The sequence below is a fragment of the Kingella potus genome, assembly GCF_900451175.1.
GTDB classification, from domain to species: domain Bacteria; phylum Pseudomonadota; class Gammaproteobacteria; order Burkholderiales; family Neisseriaceae; genus Neisseria; species Neisseria potus.
In genome coordinates this window covers 787,314-799,343 of the sequence record NZ_UGJJ01000001.1, presented here as the reverse complement: position 1 = coordinate 799,343, position 12,030 = coordinate 787,314, and the positions used below count along the sequence as shown (strand labels likewise).

Below are 12,030 nucleotides of genomic sequence, written 5' to 3'. Positions count from 1 at the left end.
AAGTAAACTCCGCAATTCGGGTAGAATTGCGGAGTTTAATGGCTCGGTATTTTAGAAATCTCAGGATGACTGAAACAATGGATAATCAAGAAATCAATCAAGGCCGCCGCCGCTTTCTCGTGCTGGCGACGGCAGGAGCGGGCGGCGCAGCCGCACTCGGCGTGGCAACGCCGTTCGCCGCCAGCTGGTTTCCCTCGGAAAAAGCCAAGGCTGCCGGTGCGCCCGTGGAAATCGACATCAGCAAAATCGAAGCGGGACAAATGCTTACCGCCGAATGGCGCGGCAAACCCATCTGGGTGGTCAACCGCACCGACCAGCAGGTCAAAGACCTGAAAAGTCTGGACGGCATGATGGCCGATCCCAATTCCGAAGTGGATCACCAGCCCGAAAACTGCAAAAACGGCACCCGCTCGATCAAACCCAACGTTCTGGTGGCCATCGGCATCTGCACCCATTTGGGCTGCTCGCCGACCTACCGCCCCGACATCGCCCCCGCCGATTTGGGCGCGGACTGGAAAGGCGGCTTCTTCTGCCCCTGCCACGGTTCCAAATTCGACATCGCCGGCCGTGTCTATTCCGGCGTTCCCGCACCGACCAATCTGGTTGTCCCCCCCCATAAATATCTGAACGACACCACCATCCTGGTCGGCGAAGAATCATAAAAAAACAAGGGACTTCAACATGGCAAACCAAACCAATAGCAAAGCAAAGGCATTGTTGGACTGGGTGGACGAACGCTTCCCCCTGACCAAAATGTGGCGCGAACACCTCTCCGAATACTACGCGCCGAAAAACTTCAACTTCTGGTACTATTTCGGCTCGCTGGCACTTTTGGTGCTGGTGATTCAGATTGTCAGCGGCATCTTCCTCGTGATGAACTTCAAGCCCGACGGCAATCTGAACCAATACAACCTGCCGGCCGCTTTCACGGCGGTGGAGTACATCATGCGCGACGTATCGGGCGGCTGGATCATCCGCTATATGCACTCTACCGGCGCATCCTTCTTCTTCATCGTCGTCTATCTGCATATGTTCCGCGGGCTGATTTACGGCTCGTTTAAGAAACCGCGCGAACTGGTGTGGGTGTTCGGCTCGCTGATCTTCCTCGCCCTGATGGCCGAAGCCTTTATGGGCTACCTGCTGCCGTGGGGACAGATGTCGTTTTGGGGTGCGCAGGTCATCATCAACCTGTTCTCCGCCATCCCCGTCATCGGCCCCGATTTGTCCACCTGGATACGCGGCGACTTTACCATCTCCGATGCCACGCTCAACCGCTTCTTCGCCCTGCACGTCATCGCCGTGCCTTTGGTGCTCTTGGGTTTGGTGGTGGCGCATATCGTTGCCCTGCACGAAGTCGGCTCAAACAACCCCGACGGCGTGGAAATCAAAAAACTCAAAGACGAAAACGGCGTTCCGCTCGACGGCATTCCTTTCCACCCCTACTACACCGTGAAAGACATTCTCGGCGTGGTGGTGTTCCTGATTGTCTTCTGCGCGGTAATGTTCTTCGCCCCCGAAGGCGGCGGCTACTTCCTCGAAAGCCCCAACTTCGATCCCGCCGACCCGCTGAAAACCCCCGCGCATATCGCGCCGGTATGGTATTTCACACCGTTCTACGCCATCTTGCGCGCCATTCCTTCGTTTGCCGGCACGCAGGTGTGGGGCGTAATCGGCATGGGCGCGGCCGTGGTGCTGATCGGCCTGCTGCCGTGGCTCGACCGCTCGCCCGTCAAATCCGTCCGCTACCGCGGCCCGGTTTTCAAAACCGCTTTGGTGCTGTTCATCATCTCCTTCATCGGACTGGGTATTCTCGGTGCGATGGTGGCCACCGACACCCGCACCATTGTTGCCCGCATCCTGTCCTTCATCTATTTCGCATTCTTCCTGGGTATGCCGTTTTACAGCAAGCTGGACAAAACCAAACCCGTACCCGAACGCGTAACCATGAGTACGGGCAGACAGAAAGTCATGTTCTTCGTTTACGCCGCCATTACCCTGATCGGCGCGTATCTGTTTGCAACCAATATCTGACGAGGGCGGCAAAATGAAAAATACATTGAAAAAATGGATTGTTGCCTTCGCTTTGGCAACCTCCGCCGGCATGGCCGGAGCTGGCAGCCATGCTGCTTACGAAAAAGTGGACATCGACTTGGGCGACCAGGTCAGCCTGCAACGCGGCGCACAGATTTTTACCAACTACTGTCTGTCGTGCCACTCCGCAAGCAATATGCGTTTCAACCGCCTGCGCGACATCGGCCTGTCGGAAGAGGAAATCAAAAACAACCTGATGTTTACCACCGACAAAGTGGGCGATGTCATGCAGTCGGCCATGAGTCCCGCAGATGCGAAAAAATGGTTCGGCGCGGCACCGCCCGACCTGTCGCTGATTGCCCGTTCGCGCGGTGCGGATTATCTCTATGCCTATATGCGCGGCTTCTACAAAGACCCGACCCGACCGACCGGATGGAACAACACCGTATTCGACAAAGTCGGTATGCCGCATCCTTTGTGGCAGCAGCAGGGCGTACAGGCCATGGAGCTTGATGCCAAAGGCTCCCCCGTCATGATAATAGACGAACATGGCAATTCGGTACCCAAAATGTATTTGGAATCTACCGGCACCATGACCCGTAAAACGCCCGAAGGCAAGGCCATTACCAAAGAGTATGACGAATACGTCAAAGACCTTGTTACCTTTATGGTGTATATGGGCGAACCGGCGCAGATTGAGCGCAAGCAGATCGGTTATGCCGTTATGATCTTCCTCTTGGCCGTGATGCTGCCGCTGGCCTATTTCCTGAAAAAAGAATATTGGAAAGACGTACACTGATGCAGCAGGAAGCGGAATCTTCGGATTCCGCTTTTTTTGTTTTGATAAACAGCACATTATGGCATTTTAATAGATTTTTCAGACGGAATTCTGTATCATTTCCTTATTTTTCAAGTACATTGCATCCGCCCACCCTCGGGCGGACAGTTTTTTAGCGTTATTTAGGAGCAACCCGATATGATGATTCTCTACTCCGGCATTACCTGCCCGTTCAGCCACCGCTGCCGTTTCGTCCTCTACGAAAAAGGCATGGATTTTGAAATCAAAGACGTAGACATCTTCAACAAGCCCGAAGATCTCGCCGTCATGAATCCCTACAACCAAGTACCCGTCCTCGTCGAGCGCGATCTGATTCTGCACGAATCCAATATCATCAACGAATATATCGACGAACGCTTCCCCCATCCCCAGCTCATGCCCGGCGACCCCGTCCAGCGCGGGCGCGGCCGTTTGGTGCTGTACCGGCTCGAACGCGAGCTGTTCAGCCACGTCCAAACCCTCGAAGCTCCCGAGTCCACCAACAAAGAACAAGCCAAAGCCCGCGAGGCCATCTCGCAGGGTCTTACCGTATTTGCGCCAATGTTTTCGCGCACCAAATACATCATGGGCGACGACTTCTCCATGATAGACGTAGCCCTCGCCCCCGTCCTGTGGCGGCTGGACCACTACGGCATCAAACTCGGCCGCAACGCCGCCCCCCTGCTGAAATACGCCGAGCGCATTTTCCAGCGCGAAGCCTTTATCGAAGCACTCACCCCTGCCGAAAAAGCCATGCGCCGCTGAGGAAACCCATGAACAGCAGCACCAAACCCTATCTGCTCCGCGCCCTTTACGAATGGTGCAACGACAACGGCCACACCGCCCACATCTCCGCATGGGTAAACGGCCACACCCGCGTTCCCATGCAGTATGTGCGCGACAGCGAAATCATCCTCAACATCGGCCCCAACGCCGCCCGCAACCTCACCATCGACAACGAATGGGTCAACTTTTCCGCCCGCTTCTCCGGCGTGGCGCACGACATTTGGATACCCGTCGGCCACATCTCCGGCATCTTCGCCCGCGAAACCGGCGAAGGCATGGGTTTTGAAGTCGAACCCTACGAGCCGGACGAAAACAGCAAATCCGACAGCAAAACAGCCGGACACAAGCCGTCTGAAAACACCGCAGATACAGCCCCGCCCGCAGGCGGCACACGGAAAAAAGTGCTCAAATTCGTCAAATAAACCCGTGCGGCACAGGTGGCAAAAGGCCGTCTGAAAACCTTTCCCCGCCGGAAAAGCGTTTTCAGACGGCCTCTGCCCGTAACACACACCAAACACAACAGGGAAAACGCAAACAATCCCGCCCTCCCGCCCTCCCGCGCCCCGATACCGGAATGTGCAGGCGAACAAAGCAGGTTCCGGCGCAACAGCGGCACAGCCTGCCTGCCGGACAAGCAACGGACGGATGTTTGCCGCTTTTCCCAACCATACACAGAAAGGAAGCCCCATGACCACCGAACCCAATATCGGCTCGCCCCTCTTCTACGGCGTATTCCTCGCCGCCGTCCTCCTGATGATCGGCATCGACATGCTGACTCTGAAAAAAAGCGGCACCCAAAAAGTCAGCACCAAAAAAGCCCTTGCCTGGACCGTCGTCTGGATAGCCGTTTCCTGCGTCTTTGCCGGCTGGCTCTACTGGGAAATCGCCACCAATCCCGCCTACGGCCACGAGCTTGCCAAAACCAAAGTCATGGAATATTTCACCGGCTACGTTTTGGAAAAATCACTGGCGGTGGACAACCTCTTCGTCTTCCTGCTCATCTTCGGCTATTTCAAAGTACCCCCGCAATACCAGCACCGCGTCCTGCTTTACGGCGTACTCGGCGCAATCGTCCTGCGCGCCGTCATGATTTTTGTCGGCGCGGTACTCGTTGCCCGCTTTGAATGGATACTCTATCTCTTCGGCGCATTCCTGCTCTACACCGGCATCAAAATGATCCGTCAGGGAGACGATGAAAGCGAAGACCTGTCGCAAAACCCCATCCTGCAATGGCTGCAAAAACGCATCCCGGTCAGCCAAAACCTCGACGGCGAAAAATTCTTCACCCGCGAAAACGGCAAACGCCTCGCCACCCCCCTGCTGCTGGTTTTGGTTATGGTTGAATTGAGCGACGTGGTTTTCGCCGTAGACAGCATTCCCGCCGTTTTCTCCGTTACCACCGATCCCTTCATCGTCCTCACCTCCAACATCTTCGCCATCCTCGGCCTGCGCGCCATGTACTTCCTGCTGGCCGACATGGCCGACCGCTTCGTCTTTCTCAACTACGGCCTCGCCTTCGTATTGAGCTTTATCGGCATCAAAATGCTGATACTGCACTGGGTACACATCCCCGTCGCCATCTCCCTGGCCGTCGTCTTCGGTGCGCTGGGCGCATCCGTCCTGACCTCGCTGGCATACAGCCGCAAGATGGGAAAAACAAAATAAAAAGGTGCTATGCACAATATAAGGCCGTCTGAAAATCCGTTTTACCGGTTTTCAGACGGCCTTTTCTGTCGGATTCGGCTGCCAAACCAAGCATTCTGCAAAAATCCGCTTTTAAAGCAGAACGGGCTCCTTACCGGCTTGTTTCTGCCAAACATAACCCGACAAATTTTGAAATTTAAGAAAATGTCGGGTTTAACAGCCTAAGCCGTATTTGCCCGCCGGCCGTACATCAGCCCAGCCGGTCCGCCAGCCGGATGCGTGCCGCCAAGCCCAAATAACCGGCAATGCCTGTGGTGCTGTGGACGATTCTGCCGTTTTTCACCAGCACAATCGTGGGGGTAACTTTTATGCCCCACTGCTGCGCGGTGTCGCCTTGCGGATCGTTGGCCAGAGCAAAATCCAGCCCCTGCCGCCGCATATAGGCGCGTACTTCTGCTTCGCTGCCGGATTTCAAGGCCACGCCCACCACGGGTGTGCCTTCGGCATGCAGCCGCTGCACGGCGGGAGAGGTGTATTTACAGATGCCGCACCAGCTCCCCCAAAAATACAGTACGGCGGTTTGCTTGCTGCTGATTTGCGCCAGCGTGGCCGTTTGTCCGCCACTTGTCGGAACGGCCATCGCCGCCGCATCGGCCGGCACGGTGGGGCGGCGCAGCCAGTCTGTGGCGATACTGATCACGGCAACCAGCAGCAGGATTTGTGCGGATTGTTTGAACAGCTTGAAAAGTTTGGATTTCATTTATTCTGTTTCCAATCACAAAAAACCGAAACTTTTGCAGAAACCGTTGCAAAAGTTTCAGGCAGCCTGAAAACCAAGAGGCCGTCTGAAAAGCAGGTTTCAGACGGCCTGTTTGGCAGCAGGGCAGCTTGGCTTGCCAAGCCGGATATTTCTTGGAAAGCACAAGGTTGGAAAGGGTTATCCAAATCCTGCCTGTGCCTGTCGGGTTTCTAAAAAACGCAGATAGTCTTCAGCCGCCCATTTTGCCGGAAAATGAAGGCATTTCTTTCATTCTGTTGCCGTTTTTACCGGGGAAAATATAGGCGGGTTTTTCATAGCGGCAGGAGCTGTCGGCTATGAGGTTGCAGGGCGTGGCGCATAACGGGGTGGCAGCGGAAACAACCTGGCAGTTTTTGCCGCCGCTGTGTTGGCAATTCGCCAACGCCACAGTTGTGGCAAACTGGTGTGTAGGGCCGTAACCCAGTGCGTTAAAAGGTTTGCTTTTATCTCCTTTTGCCACGGCCAGGCACAGGTTGCTGTAAATAACGACAGTCTGGCAGGTTTTCCCGCCTTTTTCCCCGCCTTCCAGGCGGCATTGTTTGAGCGCATCGGCTGCGGCTTCCTCGGGGGTGTTAAAGGGACGGTCCGTTACCCACATCATGGGGCTGTTGGGGAAGCTGCCGGCGTATGAACCCCATTTGCGCGGCTGCATCTTGCGCGTAGCCAGCTCCGCATCAGACGGCAGTTGCTGCATGGCTTGTACGACCGGCTTCATGCTTTGTATCTGCTCCGCAGAGGGCGTGGTGTCCGGTTTGGCGGCTTGGAGCAGTTCGTAAGCGAGAGAACCCTGGCAGCCGGCCAGCAGCATACTCAGTGCGGCGGCGGCCAGCAGGTGTTTTTTGGGAAACAGCATAATTTTTCCTTGTTTACGGTGGGTGGAACGGATACTGCAATGCAGCGGGCATTATACTGCCTCTCTATGCCGCCCGCATTACTGTCCGTGCCTGCCGAAGCGGTCTATAATGCACGGCTTGCCGATTTGCCTTTTTTCGTTTGGGAGTCCCTATGTTTTTACCGAAAATCCGCCTGAAGCCCGTTTTGCTGCTGTCTGCCGCCGTGTTGGCACTGTCCGGCTGCGAAACGGTCGATAAAGTCCTACACACCGATATTTCGCCCAGTGCCATGATTGATGCCGCCCGCAAAGGCGTGGCCGGCTCGCGTTTCAAAGGCAAACACATTGTTGCCGCTTATAAGGAATACGGCAAAGCCGACAACATCGAACACGGCATTATTCAGGAAGGGCCGTTAAAAGGACAAGAAGGCTATATTTATACCTGGCTGGTGTACAGCAAAGACCAGGCCTCCTCCCATTATGTCGGCAGCGGGTATAACACTTACGGCGGCCGCACCGATTATTACGAACAGGGCGTTACCAACTCAACCCGCTACCGCTATTTCATCACCGACAGCAACCACGTCATCCGCGATTACAAAGAAAGCAACCACGCCGCTCGGGTGCAATAAAACCATTCGTTAAGCTGGCATTTAAAGCTGTCTGAAAGCGCGCAAACCTGCTTTCAGGCAGCTTTTTGCCTGTTTGGCCGGGCAGTTTCTTTCCGAACGGGAGCTTGGCCGAACTGCCGACTCCGTTATCCCCGCGCAGACGGAAACAACGGCACGCGGACAGATTCGGGCTTGGACCAGGTTTCAGGCAACCTGAAAACCAAGAGGCCGTCTGAAAAGCAGGTTTCAGACGGCCTGTGTGGCAGCAGGGCAGCTTGGCTTGCCAAACCCAAGCAGTCTTGACGTTCAAAAACCGTTTGGTTCGGCAACGATCTTGCGCCTGCTAAGTGCATTGCAGAACATAAGCACTCACACGGGTTTTGTCGCACCAAAAAGCATACAGCACACCGCCGCTGCCAAAGAGCAGTTCGCCGCCTTCGGTATCGGGAAGATTGCTGTCCATCTGAAAAAGAAACCGCATTTTCTCCCCCGAAACAGGGCAAACAGGCACCTCTGCCGACTGCACCCAAGTCGGTTCGCCGCCCAATCTAAACAGATTTTCGCGGCTGTTGGCACTGCCCCAGCTTTGGTATTGCCAACGCTCGGGAGTGGGTGCAAGCGCAATTCCGCAAGGCAAAACAGGAAAGTCGATTTGCATCTCCGGAACATTCTTATCGCCTATGCGTGAAGGGTTTCCGTCCTCATCGTGCCGGTAAAAAAGTACCCCGCAACCTTCGTTTGCCTCACGGATATGCAGCCCGAAAACAACCTTTTCCAAAGAGATTTCCACGCCCTCAGGGATTGGATCAAGCGTGAGCAAATGTATCAGCGGATTGGCTTCGTCTGCTTGCAAAACGCCGCCCATTTGGTAGTGATGCGCTGCTGCGGGCAGATGCCACGAAGGATGTTTTCTCGCACTGAGGTGGATAGCATTTTGCGGCAGAAAATATTGCTGCGAAAAGGAAAAATGATAGCATTTACTCGGGCAATAGCTGGCAATTTCGCCATTTTCGAGCGTAAAACCCACATCTTCCAAATAAGATACAAAATGTTCTTCAGAAATTGAGAGCTGCCGACAGAAATCTTTTAGAAAGTTTAAAGTGGGCAAATTCCGGGTTTCCAAAAGGCAGATAAAAAGTGCTTCCCGCTCTTCCTTATTGCCGGATTGCAGAAGCTTGCCCTTAAAATAGGCAATATCCTTTTCGGGCAACTTTCTCCACGGATAGCCCGAGTAGTAAGCGCTTCGGTTTATTCCCCGCTCGAAGATAACAGGCAGGTAAGCGTGCAGATATTCGGGATATTGCAAAGCCGTATGCGATACCACTGCCTCGATAATATCTTTGGAAACGGTTTGGATATTTTCAAAGGCAAGCCTGACGAGTTCTTGCAAATCCTCAGATGTTAAAAAACTCAGTGCATCCTGAAAAAAGACGGTGCTTTCTTTCATTTCAAAGAGGCAGCATTTGCAAAAAGCAAAAACCTCCTCAGGCTGGCCGATAAACTCATAAAGCCGCTCATAAACCGGCATTTTCCAGCCTTGTTCTTTAAATTCATTGATAAAGCGTTGTGCATTCATAATTTCCTCTTTTAAAATTGAAAACAGAGAAAGAGGCAGATTGGCTTGCCCATTATCAGATTTGGCATTTTGCCAAGTTTCAGGCAGCCTGAAACCGGACAGGCCGTCTGAAAAACAGGCTGTTGGTTTTGCTCGGCTAGGGGGTGGGGCATTCGGGGTGGGAACTCATGGCTTGCGGCTGCGCGTGGCAGCGTTGTTGGTTGGCGTATGAGGGCTAATGGGCTTGCCATCGTTGCCCTGTTTCTCTCGCAAACGGGCGGGAATATTGGGTGGTTTTGTGTTTTCAGGCTGCCTTTTGGGGGCGTGGGTTGGCATTCGCCTTGATTTGCTTTTCAGGCTGCCGAAACAATGTGATTACACATTAAAAGGCTGTTCGCTATCCATTGTGCCGGGCTTGGGTAAAAAACAACTGGCTACCAGTGTCATGGCGGCATAAGCAAGGGCAAGCCATAGCGTGAGTCCCCATTCGACAAAGCCATCGCCGCTTATCATTTCGCCGATGACAACAGATGCAATAGCGAGCAAAGCGGCAGTGGCGACTGTTTTACCGATGCCGCGCCAGTTGCGCTGCCATTTGAATTTGATGGCTATGATAAGCAACAGTACAACAGCGGGGATACTGTACAGCCACAGCAGAATAAATATGCCTGCGATGAATGTGCTACCGCTGCTGCGGTCAAAAAGGAACAACAAGGCGGGTGCCAATAAGGGCAATACAAATGTGTACATTATTATGAATTTGAAATAAGGCTTCATCAGCTTTCCTTGTGCCAAATCGAACAGAACGGATGACCCGCAAAAGGCGGGTGTAACGTAGCTTGTTATGTCCAATCAAAGGTAAAAAGCACGATTTGGCTCACGGGTTCGTACATCAGGATGATGGCATCGGCACCGCTTCCGCAGTAATTGTAGCCCGCCACATCGGCGATAAAGTAAAACGGATTGCCTTGATAACTGATTTCGATGCCGTCATTAGGCAGTTCGTCCAATTTATCCCAAGTGGTACCAACAGGCGGCAGGGACATTTTAAAAGCCGATGGCATTTCAGCACTTTCCGTCCAGTTGCCGTACCAAAGTCCGCCGCCCATATTGTCTAGAAAATTGCAGATATTGTGCTTTCCATTGTATTCGGGGTAATTAACGCTCACCAAATAGCCAAACTTAGCTACATTTTCTTGGCTCTTGTAAACATTTTCCTGCATTTTTTGGAAATATTTTTCTGCTTCGCTGTCAAAATCCCAATGGTTGACGGCGGTTCGCAAAAAATAGCCCTCGTTGCCCAAAAACTCGTATTGGTTGTCCTCGTTCAGTCGGAAGGCAAACCAATTGGGGGCGGTAAATTCGTTGTGATGCGCTGCGGTTTCTTCGCCGATATAGCACTCGAACGGCTCAAAAGGACAAAGCATATGCACCACGCGTCCTTGCCACTCGGGGTTGAGCGCGGCCAAATCAATGGAAATGAGCGGCATAAAATGTTCTTTCAGCCACGGCTGTTTTTCGCTGAACACGCGCTCTGCCGAAGGGAAAGCCTGTAAGTTTCCGTCTAATTCTTGAATGTTCTCTCTTTGATTCATCATATTCTCCATATCGAATGTAGCAGGCTATGCTTGCCGGTATTCTAGATGCAAATCAGGCTGCCTGAAAACGGAGAGGCCGTCTGAAAAATAATAAAATGCTTTTCAGACGGCTTTAGGTTGCGTTAATTTAATCTTCAATTGTTCGGGCAATTTCCATCAGCGGTTTCAACTTATCAAAAATCTGGTCAGCCAATTGCCCCGTTGGGACTTGCAGCCATGCATCGGTTTGCCAAGTACACAGTTCGCCTTCCAGCCATGTCCAGCCTAACCACCATTTAGTTTGTTTGCTATGGCTTATAAAATCCGCAAATTTTTCTTGTAATGCTTGGTACTTATCTATATCAATATTTTCTTTATGAGCCCATACACCATAGTAGGCATCTTGAAACCAGTTGTGGTTAAATTCAATGCCAATACCAAAATGTTCTGATTCAGGAGCATTAAATCCAATATACAGATAGCGGTTGGAAAAATTGCCCTCCCTGTCATATTTCCAGCCTTTTGCAATCAAGTCAGCACATTCTTTTTCCCATTTATCCTGCAACTGCTTATCTAAAATCTGCAGCAACTGTTCATACAGTTCCTCAGTATTGCCTGATATTGTAGTGGCAGCCAATAACATATCTGGGTCGCTAATAATCTTTGTAATTAGTTCGTTGGAATTGCTTGATAAACCCATAATTTCCTCGCTTAAAAACTGTTTAAATTGATTAATAAAATTCTGTATTGACGGGGCAACGATAGGCGTTTGTTCCAGCCAGCGAAGCATATCCCGTACCGAGAAAATTTTTGCCTGTTGATTGATTTGCAGCTCAAGCCAATCTGCTTTTTTCATCGATTCCTCAGTTGGATGCGACTCTTGCGCCGGCAAATACAGGATATAACAGTAAATATCAGGATTCTCTGCCTTATAACTCTGCAAATCTGCCCAATAATCTTTCATTTGATGAAGTTGGTCACTTGCACCGCGTAATTTGTTCTCAATCGACATTACCCAAACCGGCCTGCCGCCTATAAATGCTTCAAGAAAAATATCATGCCGCCGTGCGCTGTTTTTCAGCGGCTTTTCGGTAGTTACCGAAATTTTTTCATACGCAAGAAATTCGGGCAGTTGCAGATATTGCAAAAATGAGCGGACAAATAAATCACGCTGTCCGTGTGCTTCATTACTGTCCAGCAGAAAAGCCAAAATGCGGGATAAACCGGTTTCATCCGTTTCCATAAACCGAAACGGATTAAAGCGATTGGCATCATAAAGTTCGGTTTTGGCCTTTTCCAAGCGCATGGCTTCTATCTGCCGCTTAAGTTTTCTTAAGCCTTCATATATTTTTATATTTTCCATAACAGTATTTTTGTT

Annotated in this window: 13 protein-coding genes; 7 read left to right on the top strand and 6 right to left on the bottom strand. The window is 52.0% G+C overall.

Features of this window, described 5'->3' with window-relative positions:
• Positions 1-77 precede the first annotated feature (77 nt).
• The 6 genes from petA to DYE40_RS03515 all read left to right on the top strand — a co-directional run bounded on the left by petA (position 78) and on the right by DYE40_RS03515 (position 5,299).
• On the top strand, positions 78-662 hold the full coding sequence (petA, locus tag DYE40_RS03540) for a ubiquinol-cytochrome c reductase iron-sulfur subunit (RefSeq protein WP_115307760.1): 585 nt from the start codon (positions 78-80) through the stop codon (positions 660-662).
• Between the two features lie 19 nt (positions 663-681).
• Positions 682-2,031 (top strand): cytochrome b, encoded by a 1,350-nt coding sequence (locus tag DYE40_RS03535; protein WP_115307759.1) that lies wholly within the window; start codon positions 682-684, stop codon positions 2,029-2,031.
• Positions 2,032-2,044: 13 nt separating this feature from the next.
• A complete protein-coding gene (locus DYE40_RS03530; protein WP_115307758.1) occupies positions 2,045-2,830 on the top strand; it encodes a cytochrome c1 in 786 nt (261 codons plus the stop codon).
• Positions 2,831-3,007: 177 nt separating this feature from the next.
• Positions 3,008-3,613, top strand: a complete 606-nt coding sequence (locus tag DYE40_RS03525; RefSeq protein ID WP_115307757.1) for a glutathione S-transferase N-terminal domain-containing protein — start codon at positions 3,008-3,010, stop codon at positions 3,611-3,613.
• 8 nt (positions 3,614-3,621) lie between these two features.
• Positions 3,622-4,056 (top strand): ClpXP protease specificity-enhancing factor, encoded by a 435-nt coding sequence (locus DYE40_RS03520; RefSeq protein WP_115307756.1) that lies wholly within the window; start codon positions 3,622-3,624, stop codon positions 4,054-4,056.
• Positions 4,057-4,321: 265 nt separating this feature from the next.
• Positions 4,322-5,299: a TerC family protein gene (locus tag DYE40_RS03515; protein ID WP_115307755.1), complete on the top strand. Its 978-nt coding sequence runs from the start codon at positions 4,322-4,324 to the stop codon at positions 5,297-5,299.
• A 229-nt stretch (positions 5,300-5,528) separates the two neighbouring features.
• Here DYE40_RS03515 and DYE40_RS03510 read toward each other — a convergent pair whose 3' ends face one another.
• Both DYE40_RS03510 and DYE40_RS03505 read right to left on the bottom strand, forming a co-directional pair.
• On the bottom strand, positions 5,529-6,038 hold the full coding sequence (locus DYE40_RS03510) for a protein disulfide oxidoreductase (protein WP_115307754.1): 510 nt from the start codon (positions 6,036-6,038) through the stop codon (positions 5,529-5,531).
• 229 nt (positions 6,039-6,267) lie between these two features.
• Entirely contained in the window at positions 6,268-6,930 is a 663-nt protein-coding gene (locus DYE40_RS03505; protein ID WP_115307753.1) for a DUF4189 domain-containing protein, read from the bottom strand.
• Positions 6,931-7,082: 152 nt separating this feature from the next.
• Here DYE40_RS03505 and DYE40_RS03500 point away from each other — a divergent pair, with 152 nt between their 5' ends.
• Complete coding sequence (locus DYE40_RS03500; protein WP_115307752.1) at positions 7,083-7,541, top strand: hypothetical protein; 459 nt, start codon at positions 7,083-7,085, stop codon at positions 7,539-7,541.
• A gap of 322 nt (positions 7,542-7,863) precedes the next feature.
• On the opposite strand, the gene DYE40_RS12520 is transcribed toward DYE40_RS03500, so the two are convergent.
• The 4 genes from DYE40_RS12520 to DYE40_RS03480 form a co-directional block, all read right to left on the bottom strand.
• On the bottom strand, positions 7,864-9,096 hold the full coding sequence (locus DYE40_RS12520; protein ID WP_172461200.1) for a hypothetical protein: 1,233 nt from the start codon (positions 9,094-9,096) through the stop codon (positions 7,864-7,866).
• Positions 9,097-9,450: 354 nt separating this feature from the next.
• The gene (locus tag DYE40_RS03490) at positions 9,451-9,852 is read right to left on the bottom strand and encodes a hypothetical protein (protein WP_115307751.1); all 402 of its coding nucleotides are present in this window, start codon (positions 9,850-9,852) and stop codon (positions 9,451-9,453) included.
• A 65-nt stretch (positions 9,853-9,917) separates the two neighbouring features.
• Complete coding sequence (locus DYE40_RS03485; protein ID WP_245944056.1) at positions 9,918-10,673, bottom strand: hypothetical protein; 756 nt, start codon at positions 10,671-10,673, stop codon at positions 9,918-9,920.
• Between the two features lie 127 nt (positions 10,674-10,800).
• Positions 10,801-12,015, bottom strand: a complete 1,215-nt coding sequence (locus DYE40_RS03480; protein ID WP_172461199.1) for a PD-(D/E)XK nuclease family protein — start codon at positions 12,013-12,015, stop codon at positions 10,801-10,803.
• Positions 12,016-12,030 lie beyond the last annotated feature (15 nt).

Excerpts from the sequence above, each read along its gene's own strand:
- DYE40_RS03500 (WP_115307752.1), top strand. The coding sequence starts at position 7,083 with ATGTTTTTACCGAAAATCCGCCTGAAGCCCGTTTTGCTGCTGTCTGCC.
- DYE40_RS03490 (WP_115307751.1), bottom strand. The coding sequence starts at position 9,852 with ATGAAGCCTTATTTCAAATTCATAATAATGTACACATTTGTATTGCCC.
- DYE40_RS03510 (WP_115307754.1), bottom strand. The coding sequence starts at position 6,038 with ATGAAATCCAAACTTTTCAAGCTGTTCAAACAATCCGCACAAATCCTG.
- DYE40_RS03530 (WP_115307758.1), top strand. The coding sequence starts at position 2,045 with ATGAAAAATACATTGAAAAAATGGATTGTTGCCTTCGCTTTGGCAACC.
- DYE40_RS03480 (WP_172461199.1), bottom strand. The coding sequence starts at position 12,015 with ATGGAAAATATAAAAATATATGAAGGCTTAAGAAAACTTAAGCGGCAG.
- petA (WP_115307760.1), top strand. The coding sequence starts at position 78 with ATGGATAATCAAGAAATCAATCAAGGCCGCCGCCGCTTTCTCGTGCTG.
- DYE40_RS03485 (WP_245944056.1), bottom strand. The coding sequence starts at position 10,673 with ATGATGAATCAAAGAGAGAACATTCAAGAATTAGACGGAAACTTACAG.
- DYE40_RS03505 (WP_115307753.1), bottom strand. The coding sequence starts at position 6,930 with ATGCTGTTTCCCAAAAAACACCTGCTGGCCGCCGCCGCACTGAGTATG.
- DYE40_RS12520 (WP_172461200.1), bottom strand. The coding sequence starts at position 9,096 with ATGAATGCACAACGCTTTATCAATGAATTTAAAGAACAAGGCTGGAAA.
- DYE40_RS03520 (WP_115307756.1), top strand. The coding sequence starts at position 3,622 with ATGAACAGCAGCACCAAACCCTATCTGCTCCGCGCCCTTTACGAATGG.
- DYE40_RS03535 (WP_115307759.1), top strand. The coding sequence starts at position 682 with ATGGCAAACCAAACCAATAGCAAAGCAAAGGCATTGTTGGACTGGGTG.
- DYE40_RS03525 (WP_115307757.1), top strand. The coding sequence starts at position 3,008 with ATGATGATTCTCTACTCCGGCATTACCTGCCCGTTCAGCCACCGCTGC.
- DYE40_RS03515 (WP_115307755.1), top strand. The coding sequence starts at position 4,322 with ATGACCACCGAACCCAATATCGGCTCGCCCCTCTTCTACGGCGTATTC.